This is a genomic window from Ochrobactrum sp. A-1, from assembly GCF_022488005.1.
In the GTDB taxonomy this organism is placed as follows: domain Bacteria; phylum Pseudomonadota; class Alphaproteobacteria; order Rhizobiales; family Rhizobiaceae; genus Brucella.
In genome coordinates, this window is record NZ_JAKVQC010000003.1 from 339416 (window position 1) to 360448 (window position 21033).

The following is a 21033-nucleotide window of genomic DNA, read 5'->3' on the forward strand; positions in this document are numbered from 1 at the left end:
TCCTTCTGTTGGCATTATTGCCGGGTTGAATGCGGAAGGCGTTTACACTTCGCCCTTGCGGATGCTGTCGTAATGTCGGGCCATCGCCTCGTCGAAGCGTTCGCCTTCGGAACTCATGTCCGCAACTGCGCGAAGCGCCATTGCAGCAGCCTCATCCAGCCGGTTTTCACGACGGCCTTTCTTGAGGCGGTAGTCAGCAGCGATGCGTTGATCGATCGGGGTGGCGCAACAGGTGAGGATACGAACAGGCTCGGCTCGCCCTTTCTGACCAGTCGGCTTGCGATAGGCCACGGTGAGGAGAGTGCCATACATCTTCTCCACCAGTCGGAACGGGTCTTCGTCGGTAGCCTCGCGGTTCACCTTCGCCATATCGTTTACCCATCGAGCGGCTTGCTCAGCCCGTTTCGACGGGCAGTACAGAAACTGACCGGCTGGCTCCAGCACCTTCCCAGATGCCTCGATGTTTTCGATCATCGCGGCTGCGATTTGCGCGGACACATCTCGCGTAATCTGAAGACGCCTGTCGCCAATGACGCTGTGACGAGGACGTCCGACCGCAGGTCTTCCAAGATCCGCTACGATCGAGACGTTCTCCTTGAACTCATCTCTAAATTCGGAAAGCTTCATTGCCACTTTGGGTCGCAAGAAATTCATTTGGCATACTCCCTGATTAATTGTCCGAGTTTTTCATTCACGAAAATGACCGCTTCGTAGGTCCGCTTTCCGTGGGTGCTTTTCTTGCCGATCCTTTTCCAGAAATCTTCGGCACCGAAATTAAGCCCTTCCATGGCCCCGAGTGCCCCGGCAAAGGCACCCATTGCAGCCTCTGGATTTGAGTAATCGTCGTCGTCGTCCGCATTTGCGGCTGTCGCCTGTGCGAAGTCAGGGCGCACGACGTTCGTCTCGTCAGGCTTTGCAGGCTTTTCTTCGAGCTTCTTCCTGAGCTCATTCGCCTCCTTACGTGCGGCCACATTCGCTTCCGACAACTCAGCAATGCGGGCAGAGAGTCTGGCTTCGACCTCGGCTACTGCTTCGGCACGGATCGCTTCGACGTCGACCGGCTTGGCGGGCTTGGCCTTGACCTTCGTGGCGAGCTCGGTATTCCGTGTCGCCAGCGCTTCCGCCCCTTCCCGCGCAGCCTTGGCGTCAGCCTTGAGCCGCTTCACGTCCGCCGCCGTTACCTTCTGGCCGTCAACGATAAGCTCTTCGACCTGTTCGCGGACGGATTGCGGAGTGGACGGGGCGGCGAGTTCGTAAAGAGCCTTCGGTGGCAAAACTAACACCGTGTTAGCTTTCGAGCCGTAAACCTCAGCCACGTTCATGAACCGCGTGGCTGTCATATGGCTCATCTCAAACTCAGCTTCGATCCATGGCAGGAACATGCCGTGCGGCAAGCGTTCCTTCTGCCGCTTGAGCGCCAAGCCTACTGCGATGATGCTTTCGGCTGCGGATTTCATATGAGCCTTGATAATCGCGGCGTCTTCCTTGGCCGCGACTTCGTCTTCCCGGCTCAATGCCGCGTAGGAAAACAGGTCAACCGACGTGCCCGTGAAATCCTCTAGGTCTGTTTGCTGTGGCATGGCGTTCATTCCGGCGCCTCCTCGCTCACAGCTGAGGAGAGATCCTTGTTGGCAAGCTCGGTGCCGTCATTGAAACCCTTCTGCCAGTTCTGGAACTCCTGCGAGCCCGGCTGGTACGGGTTGGTCGCGCTCTTGCGACGGCGCCCGGCTGCGAAGCCTTCGTCGTAGGCCCGGTCTTCCTGCGGTGTCCGATCCTTGTCGAGGATGTCGAGCTGGCGGCCGAGCTGGTGACCGAACATGCGGGCGATACGGAGCTTGCGTTCGAAGTCGGCAATAACTTGCCCGACGTCCTTGTCCTCGAGGGACTTGGCAAAATCGTAGTCCTTCTTGGACCAGCCGAGATCCTTCAGCCGCTTGTATTCGGCGTTCATGTCGCCCTTGGTGCCGGCCATATCCGACTCCATGCTCTTCAGGTTTGCGAAGCCTTCGAGGAACTTCTGCTCTTCGTAGAGCTCCTGTTCAGTCTTGGTGTTGTGGTCTCTGGTCATCATCATGCACCTCTATTTAGGTTGCTTCTTAATTTTGAGACGCTTTCGCGCCTCGTCTATCGAGACCCCTGATTTCAGGAGGTCGTAGTAAGCCGCCTCCTGATGAGGAGGTACGTAAAATCCCCTGCGGGATGTCTTGTAACTCTGGATATGAGGAGGAGCCTCGAATACTTTTTCGCCTGCATTATCAGCAGTTAGCTCAAGCTTTTTGATGCGTCGGATAACCTGTATCCGGTGCAGACCAAGGAGGTTGGCTATAGTACGAGTAGGAGTATTTTTGCGTACGAGGGACCGAAGTTCTCGATCGAGTTCAGCGGTCCAAATCAGGTTGCCTGTGCCAACCATCGGGGCTCACTCCCCAACAGGATCACGCAAAGTCTCATCACTCGGAATGTCGAACCCGAGCTCCTCCGCTGCCGCAAGGCAGGTGAGGACAATGAGACCCGTGCAAAGTTTTCCGTCTTTTTCTTCTGCTCTGAAGACGGAAACCTGCGTGCTTCCAATACGCTTGGCGAATGCCATCTGGCTTTCACCAAGTTCATTGCGGACGAACTTTATCTGACGACCAGTCAGGGTAAGCTGCTCAACTTCCGCCATAACTTGTTTGTATCGGGTCAGGATGTCGTGAAATTTGGTAGTGTTATCTCGCATTGTTATTCACTCCGTGTTGGATATGTAATACAATGCGAATTGGCTATGGTAAATACGAAACGTATTTAATTTGTCAGGAGACTTCGTTATGCATCAAGAAGAGCCGTTCCATCGCCTCAAGGTGGCACGAGTAAACGCTGGGTATAAGTCGGCAACGGATGCCGCCCGTAGCATGGGCGTGAAGGTTGTCACATACACAGCGCATGAAAATGGCACACGCGGATTTGATAAGGACGCCCTCTTATACGCAAAGCATTACGGCGTTGACCCTGCGTGGCTGCTATTCGGGACCGCCCCATTGGCCGATCCAGCCGATGACGAAGGGCAGGCTGCTCGTTTGAAGGCGAAATCCAACGCGGCAGAACTTATCAAATCCACAAACCTCGATGAGTTTTGGGATATGCCGAAGGACTTCCTCGAAGTCGGTCTTGATATTCACAATGACTGCGCGCGCGTCATGGAGATTGTCGGCGATTATATGTACGATCCGTATAATCCGACCGCTCCTGGCTCACTCTTTCCGGGTGACCGCGTCATCATCGACACGAACGACACTCGTCCAACTCCTCCCGGAGCATTCGCTGTGTATGATGGTGATGCAGTTGCGATCAAGATGGTCGAAGTCCTTCCTTCTGAAGGAACTCCGCTCGTTCGAGTAACCGGTCGTAACCCTCGATATGAAGGCTATGAACGGAGTGCCTTGGACGTGCCGATTGTCGGACGGGTTAAGGCGAAGGTGACTATGCTGTGACGCGCCAGCTTTCGTTTTTCTTCGATTCGCCATGCATTTTTTTGGAATGACATTTTAGCAATAATATTAAAGGCTTGAGCACTCCATAGGCTCATACCCAGAAACCAATCTACTTTACGATTCTATATAGATTCACCGTCTATGCTCGATGGAGAGATCGTCGTGACTCCCACAGACCAAGAACCCCGCCATGAAGATCATGGAAGGGCTCCTGGTGTAGGAGGGGTAGTCCATGCCCGACCGAGCCGACCGCCGCTTATCCCACAGGTAACGGCGGGGTTGCTCGCCTTACCATCTTGGCCTCTTTTTCGTGAGCACTCACGCCGATCAGGGCAGACCACCAGCTTTCGCCGCCAGAAACCCTTTGAGCCAGATCGAATCCCGTTCCTTGCTCAATCATCTACTGCACGGCCGAACCGGTTTCCGTCATACCTTGCAGCAGACTGGACGGCTCATTCATTTTGTCTTGAGGAAATACGTGACGTATGATATTCAATCGTCACTGGATTTCCTCGTCGGCTAAACGAACAATCTCTCCAGTCGCGGCCCCGTGCATTTGCTAGATGCAGCGGGGCCTTTTCTTTTATGCTCCTTTTTTTTGCGCTTCGTCAATACGTTTCGTATTTTATTTGTTGACACATACGATGCGAATAGTATTATGCAATTCATAGCGTAGATTTCGAGCCGACGAAATGAACACCAACATTCTGAATGCAGCACAACGTGCGTCTGACCGACGCGCGCAGATGGAAGTCGCTATTCGCGCCTGGCATCAGGGCCTCCCGCTCACGACAGAGCAGAAGGATCTGATCCACGAGGCAGGAGTGGTTTCTCTCGCCCACGACATGCGGCTTCCCGATGAATGACGAGTGGGAAATTCAGGCTGGCTTCGAGCTCTACAAGCAGTTCATCCGCGGCGGTTACGGCTCCTGCATGGAGGTCACCGTCAAGGGGAAGAAGGTCCGGGAAACACCGGAACAGGCATGCGTCCGAAGATGGCGCCGCCTCAGAGACACCGTCCGCGAAGGGTTCATTGCGGAAGGCCGGAAGCAGCAAGAAACTTGAGGTTCATATAATGAAAGTCATCTCTTTTCAGGCCGAGAACATAAAGAAGCTCGTTGCCGTTGAGATTAAGCCAGAGGGCAACCTCGTTGAAATCACCGGGAAGAACGGGCAGGGCAAGACTTCTATCCTTGACGCCATCTGGTGGGCATTGGACGGCAACAAGGTCATCCAGTCCAAGCCAGTGCGCGAGGGATCTGAGGCTGGCTTCATTCGCCTCGACCTCGGAGACTATGTCGTCACCAAAAAATTCAAGGTGAAGGCTGACGGCGATTTAACGATCTCGCTCACCGTAGAAAACCGGGACGGAGCGAAGTTTGGCAGCCCGCAGGAGCTGCTCAACCGCTTCCTCGGCGACCTTACCTTCGACCCGCTCTCTTTTTCCCGTATGCGAGCGCAGGATCAGGTCAAGGCGCTCCGGTCTCTGGTCAAGGACTACGACTTCGATGCCGCTGACAAGGAATCCAAGGAGCTTTTCACCGAGCGCACGGACGTCAACCGTTCGATCCGCGACCTGAAGGCTCGTATCGAGTCCATCGTCATCCCTGAGTGCGGAGTCTCTGAAAAGGTCAGCGTTGAAGACCTCGTGCAGGATCTTCAGAAGGCCATGGACCACAACGCCGCCGTGACCGCCGCCGAAAGCAAGGCGCAGGCCATCAACGGCGACATCGAGCGCACCCGCAACTCCATCGCCAACAAGAAACAGGCGATCAACGACCTCCAGCATGCGCTTAATCAAGAAGAGCTGCGGATCGAGGAGCTTAACGACGAGCTTGATGGCATCGAGATCGCAGACCGCATCGATACCAACCCGATCCGCGAGAAGATTTCGGAAGCGGATGAGATCAATGGCGCTCTGACCCAAATCAAGGCCCGCGAAGAGCTCGTCGACCAGATGAAGGCTCTCCAGCAGAAGAGCGACGAGCTCACCAAGGGCATCGATGCCATCAACCAGGCATCCGCAAACGCCGTCGTCGCAGCTAACCTGCCCATTGCCGGCCTTCAGCTCACGGACGAGGCTGTCATCCTTAACGGCCAGCCGTTTGAGCAGGCAAGTGATGCCGAGCAGCTCCGCGCATCTATCGCGGTGGCGGCTGCGATGAATCCGACGCTCCGGGTTATCCGTGTACGTGACGGCTCACTGCTCGACGCGGACTCGATGGCCTTGCTGACCGAGTTTGCACAGGAAAACGACACGCAGGTGTGGATCGAGACGGTTTCGTCCGGCCGCGAGACGGCTGTGGTGATCGAAGACGGGCACGTCGCCTCTGGTTTGGAGGCAGCAGAATGAAAATCAAGATCATCGCTGGCGCAGAGCCTCACCGTGAAGGCGAGTATCCTTGGTCCTATATGGTCGGATGCGACGGGGTTACCGAGATCGTCGAGGAAGACCAAAACCTCGGCACGTACGGAATCACTTGGTTCGTCGTGAAGAGTGGCGATGCCGTTATCGCAAAGATGAACGCGCTCTACGTCGCTAATATCACGCTCTTTCCTGTGGAAGGCGGTGCGAAATGACCGACCTCAACTTCATCCCGAACGCGGACGGAACTTACACGCTACCGCCCGGCATTTACTTTGATCTGCCAGAGGCGGTTTACCATGCTGATACTTCGCTCGGCTCGACGTCCATCAAGGATCTGGCGTCCAAGCCATGCAAGTGGCAGTACGACCGGCTCCGTCCTCGTCGCGAAGTCGAGCAGGAATACCTGATCTGGGGCAGCGCATGGCACTGCCGCGTTCTGGAAGGCAAGGAAGAGTTCGATAAGCGGTATGCGAAGCCGCCGCGACCGCATGACTACCCGGAAGCGTTGAACACGACCGACCAGATCAAGGACTTCCTTCGCATGCACGGCCAAAAGCTCACCGGCACCAAGCCTGAGCTGACTGCAAGGGCGCGCGAGCTTGATGAATGCCCGCCATTCTTCGACGAGATCCTCGCACGCTGGCAGGCCGAGCATCCGAACCATGTCGAGCTGACTGACCGGCAGGTGGTCGAGATCGAGGATGCCGTCGCGAACATGGAGCGTGATCCTATCCTCACCTCCGTCATGACGGCCGGCTCTCTGGTCAATGGTGCTGCTGAAATGTCCATCTTCTGGGTGGATGACCGTGGAATCCGTCGCAAGTGCCGCCTTGACTACTCGCTTGCCCCCGCCGGTGAGCGCGTCAAGTCTCTGATCGTCGACCTGAAATCGTTCAACTCGTTCAAGGGCGGCTCGGACGAAGAGGCGGCCGTGCTCAAGGTGCATGAGATGGCCTACGACGTGCAGGTCGCCGCGTATCTGGAAGGGTATGTGGCCGCACGCAAGCTTCTCGAGCAGGGAATGATCTTCGGCACGCCACCGCGAGGGGAATACCTGCATTCGTTCCTGCACTCGCAGGGGATCGATTGGGTTTGGGTGATGATGCGCCGCGACAACGGCATGGTGCCTGTCACGCTGTCCGTCGACACCGAGGACAAGATGTTTGTCCATGCGAAGAACATCGTCGGGGACGCTCTCGATACCTACCGCTTCTATCTCGACCGCTACGGGCCGGACCAGCTGTGGACTCCGCCGCCGAAGGTTCCGCTGCGCCTGAACCACTCCGTCATGCCTACCTACAACCGAGGAATACAATATGAGCAACCTAATCACCGTTGAAGCCGGGAATGTCCTGGATAGCATGGCATCCGACATCGCGCCTTTGCTGCGTGAGAACGGGCAAAGCTTCGACCGTTTGCGTTCCGTGTTCCTGATTGCTGTCCTTCAAGAGCCGAAGATCCTGGAATGCACCCCCGACAGTCTGCGCCGCGAGATTTCAAAGTGCGCTGCGGATGGCCTCGTGCCTGACTCCAAGGAGGCCGTCCTTCTTCCTTATTGGGATAGCAAAGAGAGGGTCATGCTGGCTAACTACCAGCCGATGGTGCAGGGCATCATCAAGCGTGTGAAGGAACTCGGCGGTGTATTCTCTATCGTGTGCAAATTGGTCCACGAGAATGACGAGTTCGTGCTCAACGAAGCCGACCCGGACTCACTCGTTCACAAGTCGGACCCGTTTGCCAAGCCTGAACAGCGCGGACAAGTCACCGGCGGATACGCGGTTTTTCGAGATGATCAAAAGCGAGTGATGCACCTCGAGACCATGTCACTCGAGGACATGCAAAAAGTACGCGATGCATCCAAGGCTCCTAACAGCCCTGCTTGGAACAAGTGGACGAACGAAATGTACCGCAAGGCGGTACTGAGACGCGGCTCGAAATACGTCCCGATCAACAACGACAAGATCCGTGCGCTGCTCGAGCGTCAGGATGAAATGTTCGATTTCAGCCAGCCACGTCAGACCGAGCGTGTGAACCCATTCACTGGCGAAGTCATCGAGCATGATCAGACCAAGGCCGTCACTGACCAAAGCCAGACTGGCGTCAAGATGGACGCAGGGGCGGCTCAGGAGCGCGAGAAGGAACCGGCAAAGCAATCGCAGCCAAAGTCGGAGCAAAGCGCTGAGCGGGCCAGCCAGACCGGACAGGGCAGCAAGCCGAAGCAGGAGGCCAAGAAGGAGGAACCGTCTGGCCCTCCGTCCGCACCTGACGACATCATGATTCAGCGTAAGGACCACGACATCATCCTCGAAGGTTGCGAAAAGCTGCTCGGTATCGCGCTCGACATGGGTATCGACGCCCGCGATCGCCGAGGTGTGCTGAAGCAGGCGGCTCAACATTGGGCATCTGCAACGCCGGACTACGCGAAGCCACTCATGAAGGCATGCATCGACATGACCGATTGGGCAATCAAGCGAGACGCCGACAAGCTGGCATGGTCCGCCGAGCACGCGATGTTCGTCCACAAGGTGAAGAGTCTTCTCGGCGTCGAGAAGCTGAACGTCGGGAAATACCCGTGACCGCATAGATCGTGGCGCCGACCTCTCGGCGTCACCCACCCTTCAAGCATGAAGTACGTAGTGAAATTGAGGAACACACCATGAAGACTTTCGGTGCTGAGGCCCGTGACCTCTCATATGAAATCTCCGAACGGGAGCTTGAGCTCCAACTGCTGACCGAGTTCCAGGAGAAGGGAGGGCAGTTTCGCCTTTCCATTACCTGCGACCACCCTGACGACTACGTCAAGAACCTCATCCAGCGAAAGGCGCGCGACGAGTTCATGCTCAGGACCGTCATGAATTACATGGTCAAGCAGGCCAAGCTGGACTTGAACGAGGCCGTGCTGAAGCTTCGCGTTCATGCCTCGTCACACAACAAGGCGAACGAAAGCGAGGCTCAGCCATGAAGATCCGCTGCATCGATTTCGAAACCACAGGGAAGATTGAAGAGCGGGAGAAGGGGAAGCCAGTTGGCATCTGCGAGTTCGGGTTCGCCGACGTCGACGGCAGCACCGGCGCTGTAAGCAAGCCAGTGTCTTCGCTCATCAACTGCGGAATCGCCATGCCGCCCGAAGCGCGCGCCATCCACCATATTTCAGACGAGGATGTTTCTGAATCACCAACGCCGGACTTCGCGTTCAAGTCTTTGATGGACGGCATGGAACCGGGCGACGTCTTCTGCGCACACAACGCAGCGTTTGAGCAGGCGATCTTCACCGGCAGCACGTTCCCCTGGATCTGCACCATGCAGTCGGCAAAGCATCTGTGGGAAGACGCACCGGGCTACAGCAACCAGACGCTGCGCTACTGGCTTGGAGTGGATGCCGATTTCGAGTGGCCTCCTCTGGCGATGCCGCCACACCGCGCCGGGCCCGACGCCTACGTTACGGCTCACATCCTGTCACGGATGGTCAAGGAAAAGCATCCATCGGTCCTCATTCAGCTGACCAATACACCGGTTCTCCTGAAAACCGTGGGCTTCACAAAGGATCATTACGGCAAGCTCTGGTCCGACATGGACCGAGGATTCCTCGAGTGGTGCGTCGACCCTCGCAGGGACAACCTCAGCCCCGAGATACGGCACACCGCACGTCACTGGCTCAACAAATTGACGATGTCCGGCACTCCATTCGCATAGGCACATTCCGATGACTTACCAAGTTCTCGCCGTCTACCTGCACGGCACACATGCTGAAACCCAATATTACGTGGCAAAGGATTCCGTCACGGTGCAACAGATCCTGCGGGGCGACGATAGTGGTGTCGTCTGCCTCGTCCTTCAGCCCGAGAAGGCAGGGTTGATTGCTCACTTGCTGAACACTTCCGATGAGCAGCCCAAAGGTTCGTAAGCGGATTCCAGACCGGGTGAAGCTCGAGGCCGCGCTGCGAAGGTTCGGCCTCACGATCAAAGAAGTCGAGTTCGATCACAGCCCGGCTCTGGCGCTCAGACCAATCAATCCTCTGACCGGCGACACGATCCCGCCGGCCAACGACCCGGACCACATCGACATGCTTCTCATCGATGAACACCGGGTCAAGACATTCGGCCGAGGTGGAGAGAAGCGGATTACCACCGCCGATGGAGACATCGGAAAGATCAAGAAACTCCGCAGGCTCACGAAACAGCAAGAGGCATTCCGGCAACGCCTCATCGCGAAGGACGCTGGAGAAGAACCTGCCCCTCGCAAAAGCAAATGGCAAAGCCGCCCACTTGGGAAACGCAAAACAATTCAGAGGGATACATCCGAATGACGATGTTTCGCATTCACACCCGGTCATCTGGAACGTTCGACGTCGAAGCCAAAGACCCGAACCACGCCCGGAAGATCTTCCTGGCTGAGAACGAGAAGATGATCATCACCAAGATCAAAGTCGTGAAGGGATAATGAAATGAGACTGCCCGACTTTCTGCGCCGCTCCGACGATGCTTCCTTCGCAGAGGCAGAGCGCACTATAGCCAGCACACTCCTGACCGACCTCGACGTGCGGACACGCCTAGAACGAGAGCGTGACAATGCTGCGACCCGCCTGGACACGCTTCAGGCAGAGCGTCTGAGGATAGCCGAGCGGATCTCGTCCGCGACCACGGATCTCCGCGAGCTGGATCGCATCATCGCTGGCATGGAAGCGCACCTGCGCACCTTAGATGTACCGTCCATCGTTGAGTACGACCCTGATCAGATGGTCGCCGCGACCGCAATCTGTGCCGAGGAGGTGAGACAGTAATGTACGTTCTCGTCATTTGCGCTGGCATTTCAGCGATGGGCTGCGGGGTTTACGAGCGATCGGAACCGATGACTCAGACCGATTGTTACGGCGCTCTCGAAGCTCTGCGCTTTGATGTGGACGCCTCCGGGGACACCCGCCGCTCGGCTTACGCCCTTTGCAAGCCTGTCAATCCATCACCGGCACCGAAGGGAGAGGGCGAATGAGATCATTCACGACCTACGGCGTCACCCGCACTTTCGGCGGCACAACTTACCGCGTGGAGGGACTCTCGTCCCATGAGGAGGCCCTGATGCGCGTTCACAAGCGCGCTTTCGAGGATGGCAATTGGTCGCCTCCAAAGCTCCGGGAGAAGTGGTGGCAGTTCTGGCGACCGCGTGAGCACGACATAATCGAAGCGCACTTCGCTGCGCTGGAGGCATTGAACGGGGAGGGCGAATGATCATGAGAAGCCGTGTCCCACATTACGTGGCTCGCCGACTCCGCCAGCTCGTCAGTATCATTGAGGATGGCACCAGCCACAAAGCGGACGACCTCGCGGTCATCCTCGATACGTCACCTCGCACGATCTATCGGGACATTTCCCTTCTTCGTCGTCACGGCTGGAATATCCCCGGAGAAGCTGGCGTCGGTTACATCTTCAAAGGGAAGGGGTCTTTCGACGTCCTGTCCGCTGCGGGAGGCGTGTGACAATGGCCCAACTAGTCCCCGTCCCCACACGATAAATCTAAAGGAATCCAAGACATGAGCTCAAACAACGATGCCAGCCATACGGCCCTCGAGGTCTACGTCGTCGGAGACCGCACGATGGAGAAAGTGTTCAGACCTGCCGGGTTAACGAACGTCTCCGATCTGCAGGCAGTATTCGATGCGGTTGAGAAAGCTTTGACAGAGCCGGATCTACCGTTTCGCCACGACGATATCAAGCGCGGGCTGATCCTCTTCCGCACAAGCAACAACGCACACGGCTATACGAACTTCGTATCGTTGACGGCCAAGGTCGACGCTCTCCCGCAGATTGCAAAGGACGAACTGGCGGACCTGATGCGGAGTATTGCCAGTGGGTTGTCACCTGCGTCGGAGGGGGTGAAATGAGCAAGCTATTCAAGGTAAAAGACCCCGGACATTTTGGTGATTGTGTCGTCGGCAAATTCAAGACCATTGATGAAGCCATAAAGTGCGCCGAGGAAGTTCTCGCGGAGTACAGACAGGGTAGCCGCAACGATGGCGAATGGTCCACGGACACCGAAGAAATCAGAGTTGTTCTAGGCAAAACGGTCGTTGCTCGCGCTGTAGAATGCGATGTGATCGAGCGTCCAGACGATGTTGACGAAGACGGTTATTCGCCTTCCGAAGACCTATGGTTCAACAGCGTAGATCGGTACTGCGATTATAAGATCGAACGCGTTGCCACCCACCCATCAGGAGGCGACCGTCATGGCGAGTGAACACAGCTCGTTCGGGTGGACACCTGGAAACTATTGGTTTGTCTGTCGCGACTGTCGAAAGAAGCAATGTGTCGGTAGTAAGCACTCGTGGCGCTGTGAGGACTGCGCTAAAGTTGCTGCTGCGAAATGGAACGAACCGGACACCCGCCCCGCGCCTGCCGCTACAGATACGGGACTGGAGACGATCATCAAGAAAGCGGAGAAAGAACTCCTAGAGCGGGTTGCCGATACTTACGGGGATAGTATTGCTAATGACATAGCGGACTATCTAGGGCGTATTGGCGATGCTGCCCGCTCGCAGGCTGAGAAGCTATTGGCGGCGGAACGGGTAAAGAACGAAACGCAAGCCGAAACCATAGACAAACTGCACGGCATCATAACCAAGCTGAAAGCCGACAACGCGGCGCTGAGTGCGCGGGTGAAGGAGTTGGAGGCGCAGATACACGTACCCGGATCATGGCATTGTCCCAAATGCAAATTTACACTCCAGCAAATGGTAATGTCAGCACAAGATTGTTCGGTTGCGCCGCAGGATAAGCCCGGAGAACCCTGCCCAAACTGCCAATCACCACTATGGCGTGTGACTTGGAAACAAGACGCTATGGAAATGTCAGAGCGTTGTGAAGAACAAATAAACTACCGCAAAGCCCTCGAAACCCAACTCGCGGCGGCAAGGAAGGCGTTGGAGCCTTTTAGCAAATATTCAGGTGCTCTGTTTGAACGCAACTTCAACGACCACGATGTAGTTCATGAAGTCAGTGCAGCAGATGGCGGAGTTATTCAACTCACGGCTAATGACTTCTTTGAAGCCCGCGCCGTCTTGGAGGAAAAGCCATGACGGTCTGGTCACCTCAGCAGAATGAAGCACTGTCAACCGCCGGCGCTTGGCTGCGCATTCGGCATCAGCCAACGTTCTACCTTGCTGGTTTCGCCGGAGCCGGGAAGTCCACGCTCGCAATGCACCTCGCCAGTTATGCCAAGGGCGATGTTGCCTTTGCTGCTTTCACTGGCAAGGCGGCTCGGGTCATGCGCTCGAAAGGATGTCGTGGCGCCAAGACGATTCACGCATTGATCTATAACACAGAGGTCAACGAATCCACCGGCGAGGTTCGCGTCACCCTGAAAGATCCTGGCGCCCTCGATAAATACGGCCTCATCGTTATCGACGAGTGCTCGATGGTGAATGAGGAAATGGGCAAGGATCTTCTGTCGTTCGGCCGGCCGGTCCTCGTCCTCGGCGATCCTGCTCAGCTCCCGCCTGTCTCGGGCGGTGGTTACTTCACCGCACGCAAGCCGGACTACATGCTGACAGAGGTTCACCGACAGGCAGCTGAAAGCCCGATCCTCCGGCTTGCAACGGAAATCCGGGAAGGTCGGTACAAGGGAGACGAGATCAACGCCGACGGCTTGATTGTTACCAGCCGGAAGAACCTCGATGGTCAGCTCGTCACTGAAGCCGACGTAGTCATCGTCGGGCGCAATGATACCCGGCAGCAATACAACCGACGCCTGCGCGAGATTGCCGGGAAGACAGATCCGTTCCCGCTTACCGGCGAACCCCTGATCTGCCTGCGCAATGATCGGTTCGCCAAGATATTCAACGGCGACATCCTGACCGTCGGCAAAAAGAAGGTCGGCAAGAAGTCCGTCCAGCTCTGGATGGATGACCCGGAAGGCGAACGCCCAACCACGAAGGTTAGCGTGCGGAAGGAGTTCTTCGAGGACGATGTGGCTGCTGCCAAGCTTCCGTTCAAAGAGGTTCGAGGCACGCAGCAGTTCACCTTCGGCTACGCCATCACTTGCCACAAGAGTCAGGGCAGCCAGTGGGACAAGGTTTGCGTCTTCGACCAAAGCCACGCCTTCCGCGAGGATAGAGATCGCTGGTTATATACAGCCGCCACAAGGGCGTCAGAGCACCTGACGCTCGTCGTATGAAAGGATTAGGAAATGACGGTTTTATCAGCGCAATCAATTCGTAAGCGAAATATCTTCGAGCCGTTTCACGAGCGCACTGTGATGAACGGAATGACTTTCGGACTCGGCCCGGCAGGGTATGACGTCAGGATCGCTGAGGAGATCGTGCTTTACAATGGCAGGTCAGTTCTCGCCAGCACTGTCGAGCACTTCACCATGCCATTCGACTGCTTGGCTTACGTGAAGGACAAAAGCACATGGGCGCGGCGGTTCGTCCTCGTGCAGAACACAGTCATTGAGCCTGGCTGGCGTGGGTTTCTGACTCTTGAGATCACCTGCGACGGGGATCAGATGGTCACAATACCCGCCGGGTCACCCATCGCGCAGGTCGTTTTCCATAAACTGGATGAACCAACAGAAAGCCCATACGCAGGGAAATATCAGGACCAAGCAGCAGGGCCACAGCCGGCAAGACTTGAAGGGCTCTGACCCTTCGCTCCCTCCAAGTATGGAACCCACGGAAATGAAAACATCAAATTCAGCAACAGCGAATGAAAATCATGGCGGCTCTTCGGGCCGCCGCATCCGTCCGAGTGAGCACGCTCTTCGCATTGCCCTGCGCACAGCCAAGGCTGAAGGCATGGTTGTGGATAAGCTGTGCGTGACGGGTGGGTATATCGAAATCCATTTCGGAGGCGTTGAGGTCGAGTCGTCCGATGGAAATCATGGAGACCTCGATAAATGGTAGAGGCTGCTATGAAAGTAGAGTTCCCCGGTCTTCTGAAGGAAGCCATGGCGTCCGGGCATATCCGGTATCGCGTCCGCCCGAAAGGCGACAAGACAAAGCGCATACGAATATTCTGCGAGCCGGGTGACGACGACTTTCAACGGCAGTATCTGATCGCTCGCTCAGGGGACCAGCCCAAGCCACTGCAGAAAGCTTCCGAAGTCGCGAAGCCGAAGTCAATTGGATGGCTGGTCTCCAGCTATATGGAATATCTCGAAGCGAGGGTGGTCGCTGGAACTTCCAGCGGCAAGACCCTGAAAAAGAAACGCAATCTTCTCAACCGTCTGCTGACGAATCCTGATCGCGTGATGCTCATTCCGCAGGAAAAGTTATTCGAGATGCAGGACAAGATGGGATCGACGCCAGCCCAGGCCGACGCTTTCATTGAAGCCGTCGGTGTCATGTATGATTGGGCGAAGAAGCGGAAGCTCGTAAGCAGCAACCCGGCAAGGGGCATCGATAAGGTGTACGTCAAGGGAGACGGGGCTACTCCGTGGAAGGCGGCAGACGTGAAGGCATTCTTCGCCAAGCACAAGCCGGGCAGCAAGGCGCACGTTGCCATGTCGGTCCTACTGTGGACCGGTTGTCGCGTCGAGGATCTCACCGTTCTCGGCCGGAAGAACGAATGCGTCATCGAGGGCGTGGAGGCTGTGCGTTGGCAGCCGAGCAAGAAGGGATCTTCCGAAGTGACCGTCCCGCTTCTGCCTGCCCTGAAGACGGCCACCCGCGCGCCTACGGTTCAAGGCGGCACCTATGTTCTTGGTCGTGGCGGCAAGCCCTTTGCAAGCGGTGACAGTATGTCGGCGATGTTTAAGCGGTGGTGCAAGGATGCCGACCTGCCGACGCTGTCAGCTCACGGCGTTCGCAAGGGACTCGCTGAACTGTTGGCCGAGCAGGGCTGCAGCCAATATGAGATCATGGCTATCCTCGGCCATTCCGAAGCAAAAACATCCGAGGTTTATACCCGGAGAGTCGAGCGTTGGAAGCTGGCTCTTGGCGCCATGGAACGAGTAGATGTGTCCCACGCATGGTCTTGATGTGGGACACCTCAAAAACTAAGGTGTTGATTTCTTGGGAGAAAACCACTGCATAAGAGTGGTAAATGGTGCGGTCGAGAAGACTCGAACTTCCACGGGTTGCCCCACAGCGACCTCAACGCTGCGCGTCTACCAATTCCGCCACGACCGCCCGTGGTAGGAGCCGAACTCCGTCGGCGAGTGGGCATTTAGCAAATCACTTTGGGGTGCACAAGCCCCATCTGCATCTTCCGGCAATCTTTTTGAAAAAGAATGTGAAAAAGCTTGCGCTCAATCATCGATGACATGGTCAAAACCGCGATTTTCCGGGCTTTTTCAAAGACTTCCACAAATCGAAAAAAATTCCGAAAAACGTCATCGAGCGAGAGCGTTGCGAGGGAAGAGAGCACTGTGAGGGGCAATAAAGAGCGAATCCGGCGAATCCGATTCATTCGGATTCGCTTCCAACGACAAAAAAAATCAGCCGGCGATGCCCTGCAGGCGCTTGATATCCTCAAGGCGCTTCAATGTTTCTGCGTAACCGGCATCGATTGCCTCGGATGCGCGATGGAAATCGGCAAGCCCGATCTGTCCTACAATCGGCATGAGCGTAACATCCGGCGGATCCCCAGCCATGCGGGCGCGCGAGATTCGGTCCTGGATGATGTTGAAGGCTTCCATCATCACGCCGGTAATGCCGAGGCGTGCTTCTTTCTCGCCATGAATCGCGTCCGCAAGCCCTTCCTGGCGCGTTTGCGCATGTTTGATGACCGCAGCGCGACCATACTGGTCGTAATGCAGGTTCACGGCCAGAACCAGGCGTTGCTCATAAGCACGGCACACGGATACGGGGACGGGATTGACGAGTGCGCCATCGACCAGAACACGCTCCTGCCAGCGCACAGGCTCGAAAACGCCGGGCAGGGCATAGGAGGCGCGCATGGCATCGATAAGCGGGCCGGAAGACAGCCAGATTTCATGACCGGTGCGCAATTCCGTGCAGATGGCAACGAAGGGGCGATCCAGTTCCTCGATGCGCAAGCCGTCCAGATGCTCGCGCAGACGGCCATCCAGCTTCATCCCGCCGAACAGCCCGCTGCCGCGAAAGGTGATGTCGAGAAGATTGAACATGCGTCGCCGGGTGAGGCTACGGGCGAAATCTTCCAGTTCATCGAGTTTTCCAGCCAGATAACAGCCGCCTACAAGCGCGCCGATAGATGTCCCGGCAATCATCTCGATATCGATATTGGCTTCGTCCAGCGCCCGTAAAACGCCGATATGCGCCCAGCCGCGCGCAGCTCCACCACCCAGCGCCAAGGCTATCCGGCGCGGTTCACGCTTGATTTCAGGCTTCTCGACGATTTCTTCGGCTGGCGGTGCAAGGTCGTTATTTGCAGCCTTCCGCCTCTGCCCCCATGCAAGCATCACGATGGACACCTCTTCGTCTCGATTTGGAGCATTTCCGGCAATAGACTGAAGCGGCTTGCGTCAGGAAATGCGTAGAACAAATAGCTAAAGCGATTCCGACAGTTCCGTTTGACAAGAACCGCTTCAGATTAGCGAAACATAGTATCCAAAGAATAAATGCTGCGAATTGATGGCACGACTCATATTCGCGCCATCACATCCTTTTGACCAAGGTTAATGCTCGTGATCGCAGGCACCTTCAATGGCCAGCGATATATCGCCGTTCTCGGCAATAATCTGCCGATAAAAACAGGAGCGGCGACCCGTATGGCAGGTTGGCCCGTCGCCCGCGACACGCACTTTCAGCCAAAGCGCATCCTGATCGCAATCCGTGCGCAACTCGACAACACTTTGCAGATTGCCCGACGTCTCGCCCTTCTTCCAGAGTGTGGACCGCGAGCGTGACCAGTAATGCGCAATTCCCGTTTCGAGGGTAAGGCGCAGCGCTTCCTCGTTCATATGGGCAACCATCAGCAATGCGCCGTCACGCGCATCGGTTACGACGGCGGTGATGAGACCCGAAGCATCAAAGCGCGGCATGAATGCCGCGCCTTCTTCAATGGCCTTCTTGTCGGAAGGCTGTGCAGGAAAGAAGCTCATTGTCTGCCGTTTATCTGCGGGTCAAGGTCATGAAACGAACCTGTTCCTCCGCATTCACCTGCATTTCGCCGGTAAAGGTGGTGGTGATGGTCGTCGAACCCTGCTTGCGAATGCCGCGCATGGCCATGCACATATGTTCTGCCTCGATCATGACGGCGACGCCACGTGGCTTCAAAATGCGCTGGATGCTGTCGGCGATTTGCGCGGTGATGCTTTCCTGCGTCTGCAGGCGGCGCGCAAAAATATCCACGACGCGCGCAATCTTGGAAAGGCCCACCACTTTGTGATCAGGCAGATAGGCAACATGCGCCTTGCCAATGATCGGCACCATATGGTGCTCGCAATGCGAATGGAACGAAATGTCTTTCACCAGGACAAGATCATTATAGCCGCCGACTTCCTCGAACACCGTGCCGAGGACTTCTTCCGGGCTTTCCGTATAGCCTGCGAACAGTTCCTTATAGGCCTTGGCAACGCGCTTCGGCGTTTCCAGAAGACCTTCACGCTCCGGGTCGTCTCCGGCCCAAAGCAAAAGCGTGCGTACGGCTGCTTCTGCATCGGCCTGCGTCGGCTTGCCATGCAAAAGAGTTACATCTGCCTGCTTGTTCGGCAGGCCGGATTCGTCATCTTCTTTGAGGATGCGAGCGTCCATCAGTATTCTCCAGTAGTCTCCTTCAAGGAGGAGACGAGTTAAACGGACAATACAACGATGCGCTTTGCGAGCGGGCGATGTATTGATCCGGCGCTTGAGGCCACCGGACAGGTTTTCGTGCGACTGCCCCCGGGGTCTGTGCTAATGTTACCCATGGCGCAGACGCTACCTGCCTATTATATAGACAATAAATTGCAACTTCAAACCGCAGCCGGACGACAAATTTATGTTTTTCTCCGGCAGAGCGGAAGGTTCGCCTCCATGATCGATGATATTTATAACAAACGTATTCTGGAATTCGCCGGAAACATGGAGCGTCTGGGACGTCTTCCTGAACCAGATGCAGTTGCCAAGGTGCATTCCAAGCTGTGCGGGTCGACCGTTACCGTCTATCTTAAAATGGCTGACGGTATCGTGACGGATTTCGCGCATGAGGTGAAAGCCTGCGCGCTTGGGCAGGCTTCTTCCTCGGTCATGGCGCGCAACATCATCGGTGCTTCAGCGGAAGAACTGAAAGCGGTTCGCGATGAGATGTACAAAATGCTGAAGGAAGATGGCCCGGCGCCGGAAGGACGTTTCGCCGACCTGAAATATTTCGAGCCCGTTCGCGAATACAAAGCCCGCCACGCCTCCACATTGCTTACTTTCGACGCGGTTGTCGATTGCATCCGGCAGATCGAGGAAAAGGCCAAAGCTGCCTGATGTGTTCTTGCGGCAAGGATCACACCGGCGAGGGTGCGCGGAAGCGCTATAGCCGGAATTTCACCGCCCCCTGGCGCAAGACGCCGGGGAGGGTGATCGGCACTTCGTTCGTGCGATTCTATCAGGTGACATTGTCGTCTCTCATCGGCAATTCCTGCCGCCATCTGCCGACCTGTTCCGAATATGCCTATGAAGCCATTGCCCGCCATGGCCTTTGGAGCGGCGGATGGATGGGATTTTTTCGCGTCATGCGTTGCGGGCCTTTCGGAACCCACGGTTTCGATCCGGTGCCGCATGCACTCTCCAGCGATCTCAAATGGTATCTGCCCTGGCGGTATTGGCGCTGCTCAGCATCTTAGAGCGCAATGCGCTTTATCGAAAGCCGATTCCGGGTTTTCCGGGATATGCGCGGCTGTGAATTCTGACAGTTTTTTGTTAGCTGATTATAATTCATTAAGGATATCAACGTTTCATTGAGAATTGGAATTTAAGGCAGTGCTGTGGTCTTTTTCGGGCCGCAATTTGCCTGCATGTCCCCCCGGCGTCCTTATTCCTGTGAGCTGTTATGCTGAAATCATCGCCCCGCCTTTCGCGTCTTGTTGCATCCCTTGCGTTCGGTGCGAGTGTGCTTTGTACGTCTGCGGCGATGGCGAATACATCCTGGGTCGTTTTCGACGCCGATAGCGGGCGAATCCTTGGACAGGACGATGCCAATGTGCAGCGCGCACCGGCTTCTCTGGCCAAGATGATGACGCTCTATCTTGCATTCGAAGGCCTCAAGACCGGCACACTGCATTGGGATGATGCAATGCCTGTGTCAAAAAATGCGGCTGCAAAGGTTCGCATGAAGCTCTGGCTGAAGCCGGGGGAAACGATCACAGTCCGCGATGCGATCAATGGCATGATCATCGTTTCGGCCAATGATGCGGCGACGGTCATGGGCGAATATATCGCCGGATCGGAAGCGGCTTTTGGCCGATTGATGACGCAGCGTGCGCGCCAAATCGGCATGAAGAGCACTTTCTTTGTCAATCCGTCGGGGCTGACGGCGAAGTCAACGCAGCTTACGACTGCCCGCGACATGGCTGTGCTTGGCATGTCGTTGCGCCGTGATTTTCCGGATCAATATGCACTGTTTTCGCAACGCTCCTTCACCTTCCGTGACCGGGTTCGCAACGGCCACAACAATCTGATGTACCGCTATGGCGGCGTTGACGGCATCAAGACGGGTTATACGGATGTATCCGGTTATAACCTCGTTTCATCTGCCATCATCAACGACAAGCACCTCGTCGGCGTCGTTCTCGGCGCTGGATCGGCGCGGCAGCGCGACGACCAGATGGCGAAACTGCTCACACGGTTCGGCACGGAAGGCACTGAGGCCACGGGACAGCTCGTTGCAATGGCCAAACCACAGCCTGTCGCAAAGCAGGTAGCTCCGGCCCAGCCAAAGGCTGATGCAGTCGCCGACCTGATCGACGATTCTCGTATCGAGCAGGGCGATGGCGGCTTCCTGATTGCTTCTGTTGCCGCCGGTGCATCGGCCTGGACGATCCAGCTCGGTGCTCCTCCGACAGTTGCCGGAGCAAAGGAGCTGCTGGCCAAGTATCGTCCGGCGGTTGACAAGGTGGCGCCGGGTTTGAAGGCTGAAATTTCTCCTGCTGAAAAGCGCCGCAAGGTCTATCGCGCGCGTTTTTCCGGTTTCAAGGATTCGGCTTCCGCCGAAAAGGCATGCGCTCAGCTGAAGCAGCAGAAGATCGACTGTCTTCCGATCCGGAAATGATTCTATCCTTTTCCCGTCAACAGGCGCGACCTGACGCTGTCAGTC

The 21033-nt window shown here is 56.3% G+C and carries 34 protein-coding genes and 1 tRNA gene; 26 read left to right on the forward strand and 9 right to left on the reverse strand.

Going from position 1 to position 21033, the window contains the following annotated elements; genetic code table 11:
• Window positions 1-42 precede the first annotated feature (42 nt).
• The 4 genes from MKS82_RS03330 to MKS82_RS03345 form a co-directional block, all read right to left on the reverse strand.
• On the reverse strand, window positions 43-654 hold the full coding sequence (locus MKS82_RS03330; protein ID WP_240578358.1) for a hypothetical protein: 612 nt from the start codon (window positions 652-654) through the stop codon (window positions 43-45).
• Window positions 651-1589 carry a DUF3102 domain-containing protein gene (locus MKS82_RS03335; RefSeq protein ID WP_240578359.1) on the reverse strand — a complete coding sequence of 313 codons (939 nt, stop codon included), beginning with the start codon at window positions 1587-1589 and terminating at the stop codon, window positions 651-653. Before MKS82_RS03335 ends, MKS82_RS03330 begins: the two co-directional genes overlap by 4 nt.
• Window positions 1586-2071 (reverse strand): hypothetical protein, encoded by a 486-nt coding sequence (locus tag MKS82_RS03340; RefSeq protein ID WP_240578360.1) that lies wholly within the window; start codon window positions 2069-2071, stop codon window positions 1586-1588. The genes MKS82_RS03335 and MKS82_RS03340 overlap by 4 nt, the downstream gene beginning before the upstream one ends.
• 348 nt (window positions 2072-2419) lie before the next feature.
• Window positions 2420-2719 (reverse strand): hypothetical protein, encoded by a 300-nt coding sequence (locus tag MKS82_RS03345; protein ID WP_140019407.1) that lies wholly within the window; start codon window positions 2717-2719, stop codon window positions 2420-2422.
• 88 nt (window positions 2720-2807) lie between these two features.
• On the opposite strand from MKS82_RS03345, the gene MKS82_RS03350 reads away from it, so the two are divergent.
• From MKS82_RS03350 to MKS82_RS03460, 23 genes are all read left to right on the forward strand, one after another.
• Window positions 2808-3470: a LexA family transcriptional regulator gene (locus MKS82_RS03350; RefSeq protein WP_140019406.1), complete on the forward strand. Its 663-nt coding sequence runs from the start codon at window positions 2808-2810 to the stop codon at window positions 3468-3470.
• Between the two features lie 692 nt (window positions 3471-4162).
• Complete coding sequence (locus MKS82_RS03355; RefSeq protein WP_171380063.1) at window positions 4163-4336, forward strand: hypothetical protein; 174 nt, start codon at window positions 4163-4165, stop codon at window positions 4334-4336.
• Window positions 4329-4535: a hypothetical protein gene (locus MKS82_RS03360; RefSeq protein ID WP_158295680.1), complete on the forward strand. Its 207-nt coding sequence runs from the start codon at window positions 4329-4331 to the stop codon at window positions 4533-4535. Before MKS82_RS03355 ends, MKS82_RS03360 begins: the two co-directional genes overlap by 8 nt.
• 10 nt (window positions 4536-4545) lie before the next feature.
• Window positions 4546-5823 (forward strand): AAA family ATPase, encoded by a 1278-nt coding sequence (locus MKS82_RS03365; RefSeq protein ID WP_240578361.1) that lies wholly within the window; start codon window positions 4546-4548, stop codon window positions 5821-5823.
• Window positions 5820-6050: a hypothetical protein gene (locus MKS82_RS03370; protein WP_109369061.1), complete on the forward strand. Its 231-nt coding sequence runs from the start codon at window positions 5820-5822 to the stop codon at window positions 6048-6050. The genes MKS82_RS03365 and MKS82_RS03370 overlap by 4 nt, the downstream gene beginning before the upstream one ends.
• The gene (locus MKS82_RS03375; RefSeq protein WP_240578362.1) at window positions 6047-7177 is read left to right on the forward strand and encodes a PD-(D/E)XK nuclease-like domain-containing protein; all 1131 of its coding nucleotides are present in this window, start codon (window positions 6047-6049) and stop codon (window positions 7175-7177) included. The genes MKS82_RS03370 and MKS82_RS03375 overlap by 4 nt, the downstream gene beginning before the upstream one ends.
• Window positions 7155-8414, forward strand: coding sequence for a recombinase RecT (locus MKS82_RS03380; RefSeq protein WP_240578363.1), 1260 nt, complete (start codon window positions 7155-7157; stop codon window positions 8412-8414). Before MKS82_RS03375 ends, MKS82_RS03380 begins: the two co-directional genes overlap by 23 nt.
• An 80-nt stretch (window positions 8415-8494) precedes the next feature.
• Window positions 8495-8800: a hypothetical protein gene (locus MKS82_RS03385; RefSeq protein ID WP_109369064.1), complete on the forward strand. Its 306-nt coding sequence runs from the start codon at window positions 8495-8497 to the stop codon at window positions 8798-8800.
• Entirely contained in the window at window positions 8797-9531 is a 735-nt protein-coding gene (locus tag MKS82_RS03390) for an exonuclease domain-containing protein (protein WP_240578364.1), read from the forward strand. Before MKS82_RS03385 ends, MKS82_RS03390 begins: the two co-directional genes overlap by 4 nt.
• Before the next feature lie 10 nt (window positions 9532-9541).
• Window positions 9542-9742, forward strand: a complete 201-nt coding sequence (locus MKS82_RS03395; protein ID WP_109369066.1) for a hypothetical protein — start codon at window positions 9542-9544, stop codon at window positions 9740-9742.
• A 16-nt stretch (window positions 9743-9758) separates the two neighbouring features.
• Window positions 9759-10145: a hypothetical protein gene (locus MKS82_RS03400; protein WP_240578365.1), complete on the forward strand. Its 387-nt coding sequence runs from the start codon at window positions 9759-9761 to the stop codon at window positions 10143-10145.
• Window positions 10142-10279, forward strand: coding sequence for a hypothetical protein (locus MKS82_RS03405; RefSeq protein ID WP_158295707.1), 138 nt, complete (start codon window positions 10142-10144; stop codon window positions 10277-10279). The genes MKS82_RS03400 and MKS82_RS03405 overlap by 4 nt, the downstream gene beginning before the upstream one ends.
• 4 nt (window positions 10280-10283) lie before the next feature.
• A complete protein-coding gene (locus MKS82_RS03410; protein WP_109369067.1) occupies window positions 10284-10619 on the forward strand; it encodes a hypothetical protein in 336 nt (111 codons plus the stop codon).
• On the forward strand, window positions 10619-10825 hold the full coding sequence (locus MKS82_RS03415) for a hypothetical protein (protein ID WP_109369068.1): 207 nt from the start codon (window positions 10619-10621) through the stop codon (window positions 10823-10825). Before MKS82_RS03410 ends, MKS82_RS03415 begins: the two co-directional genes overlap by 1 nt.
• A complete protein-coding gene (locus tag MKS82_RS03420; RefSeq protein WP_109369069.1) occupies window positions 10822-11061 on the forward strand; it encodes a hypothetical protein in 240 nt (79 codons plus the stop codon). The genes MKS82_RS03415 and MKS82_RS03420 overlap by 4 nt, the downstream gene beginning before the upstream one ends.
• Before the next feature lie 2 nt (window positions 11062-11063).
• A complete protein-coding gene (locus MKS82_RS29490; protein WP_158295708.1) occupies window positions 11064-11309 on the forward strand; it encodes an HTH domain-containing protein in 246 nt (81 codons plus the stop codon).
• A gap of 54 nt (window positions 11310-11363) precedes the next feature.
• Complete coding sequence (locus MKS82_RS03430) at window positions 11364-11714, forward strand: hypothetical protein (protein WP_140021256.1); 351 nt, start codon at window positions 11364-11366, stop codon at window positions 11712-11714.
• Window positions 11711-12067 carry a hypothetical protein gene (locus MKS82_RS03435; RefSeq protein WP_109369072.1) on the forward strand — a complete coding sequence of 119 codons (357 nt, stop codon included), beginning with the start codon at window positions 11711-11713 and terminating at the stop codon, window positions 12065-12067. The genes MKS82_RS03430 and MKS82_RS03435 overlap by 4 nt, the downstream gene beginning before the upstream one ends.
• Entirely contained in the window at window positions 12057-12905 is an 849-nt protein-coding gene (locus MKS82_RS03440; RefSeq protein WP_240578366.1) for a hypothetical protein, read from the forward strand. Before MKS82_RS03435 ends, MKS82_RS03440 begins: the two co-directional genes overlap by 11 nt.
• Complete coding sequence (locus MKS82_RS03445) at window positions 12902-14002, forward strand: ATP-dependent DNA helicase (protein ID WP_109369074.1); 1101 nt, start codon at window positions 12902-12904, stop codon at window positions 14000-14002. The genes MKS82_RS03440 and MKS82_RS03445 overlap by 4 nt, the downstream gene beginning before the upstream one ends.
• 12 nt (window positions 14003-14014) lie before the next feature.
• Complete coding sequence (locus MKS82_RS03450; RefSeq protein ID WP_109369075.1) at window positions 14015-14470, forward strand: dCTP deaminase; 456 nt, start codon at window positions 14015-14017, stop codon at window positions 14468-14470.
• A 34-nt stretch (window positions 14471-14504) separates the two neighbouring features.
• A complete protein-coding gene (locus tag MKS82_RS03455) occupies window positions 14505-14729 on the forward strand; it encodes a hypothetical protein (RefSeq protein ID WP_146200208.1) in 225 nt (74 codons plus the stop codon).
• On the forward strand, window positions 14723-15805 hold the full coding sequence (locus tag MKS82_RS03460; RefSeq protein ID WP_167522196.1) for a tyrosine-type recombinase/integrase: 1083 nt from the start codon (window positions 14723-14725) through the stop codon (window positions 15803-15805). Before MKS82_RS03455 ends, MKS82_RS03460 begins: the two co-directional genes overlap by 7 nt.
• 66 nt (window positions 15806-15871) lie before the next feature.
• Here MKS82_RS03460 and MKS82_RS03465 read toward each other — a convergent pair.
• From MKS82_RS03465 to folE, 5 genes are all read right to left on the reverse strand, one after another.
• Window positions 15872-15956: transfer RNA gene (locus MKS82_RS03465), tRNA-Leu, on the reverse strand.
• Window positions 15957-15993: 37 nt separating this feature from the next.
• Entirely contained in the window at window positions 15994-16236 is a 243-nt protein-coding gene (locus tag MKS82_RS03470; protein ID WP_109987850.1) for a hypothetical protein, read from the reverse strand.
• 28 nt (window positions 16237-16264) lie between these two features.
• On the reverse strand, window positions 16265-17212 hold the full coding sequence (locus tag MKS82_RS03475; RefSeq protein WP_109987876.1) for a patatin family protein: 948 nt from the start codon (window positions 17210-17212) through the stop codon (window positions 16265-16267).
• Between the two features lie 213 nt (window positions 17213-17425).
• Window positions 17426-17851: a phosphoribosyl-AMP cyclohydrolase gene (gene hisI / locus MKS82_RS03480; RefSeq protein WP_109987851.1), complete on the reverse strand. Its 426-nt coding sequence runs from the start codon at window positions 17849-17851 to the stop codon at window positions 17426-17428.
• A gap of 10 nt (window positions 17852-17861) precedes the next feature.
• Window positions 17862-18503 (reverse strand): GTP cyclohydrolase I FolE, encoded by a 642-nt coding sequence (gene folE / locus MKS82_RS03485; protein WP_006466810.1) that lies wholly within the window; start codon window positions 18501-18503, stop codon window positions 17862-17864.
• A gap of 261 nt (window positions 18504-18764) precedes the next feature.
• Between folE and MKS82_RS03490 the strand changes: the two genes are divergently transcribed.
• The 3 genes from MKS82_RS03490 (at window position 18765) to MKS82_RS03500 (ending at window position 20988) form a co-directional block, all read left to right on the forward strand.
• The gene (locus tag MKS82_RS03490; RefSeq protein WP_109987852.1) at window positions 18765-19205 is read left to right on the forward strand and encodes an iron-sulfur cluster assembly scaffold protein; all 441 of its coding nucleotides are present in this window, start codon (window positions 18765-18767) and stop codon (window positions 19203-19205) included.
• On the forward strand, window positions 19205-19564 hold the full coding sequence (gene yidD, locus MKS82_RS03495; RefSeq protein ID WP_109987853.1) for a membrane protein insertion efficiency factor YidD: 360 nt from the start codon (window positions 19205-19207) through the stop codon (window positions 19562-19564). Before MKS82_RS03490 ends, yidD begins: the two co-directional genes overlap by 1 nt.
• 206 nt (window positions 19565-19770) lie before the next feature.
• Window positions 19771-20988: a D-alanyl-D-alanine carboxypeptidase gene (locus MKS82_RS03500; protein WP_109987854.1), complete on the forward strand. Its 1218-nt coding sequence runs from the start codon at window positions 19771-19773 to the stop codon at window positions 20986-20988.
• Window positions 20989-21033 lie beyond the last annotated feature (45 nt).